We start from the raw sequence: 281 nt of genomic DNA, 5'->3' as shown, positions 1-281 counted from the left end.
CCCGCGCCGCCCAGGAAAAGCTGCGGCCGCTGCGCGATGCCTTCGCCCTGGGCACCATGCCGTCGGTGCTTAAAAAGGCCGCCGACCTGCTCAACGTCCCGGTCGGTCCCTGCCGCGCCCCGGTGGCAGCGCTGGACGAAGCCACCGTACACAAGCTCGAAGGCCTGCTGGCCATCTACCGCGACTGATCCGGAGCGCCCATGTCCCCTATCATTTCCAGACCGTCAAACACCTGGTTCACGGCGCTGGCGCCCTGGATCAGCTCGGCGACAAGCTCGCCC

At 68.0% G+C, this 281-nt stretch carries 1 pseudogene; it reads left to right on the top strand.

Annotation, left to right across the window (positions count from 1 at the left end):
- A pseudogene (locus FS767_RS22195) lies at window positions 1–188 on the top strand (dihydrodipicolinate synthase family protein); the annotation flags it as partial.
- Window positions 189–281 lie beyond the last annotated feature (93 nt).

Source organism: Pseudomonas sp. DE0010, assembly GCF_007680745.1.
Taxonomy (GTDB): Bacteria; Pseudomonadota; Gammaproteobacteria; order Pseudomonadales; family Pseudomonadaceae; genus Aquipseudomonas; species Aquipseudomonas parafulva_B.
The sequence above is the reverse complement of the archived record's forward strand: the minus strand, read 5'-3'. Positions and strand labels throughout refer to the sequence as shown.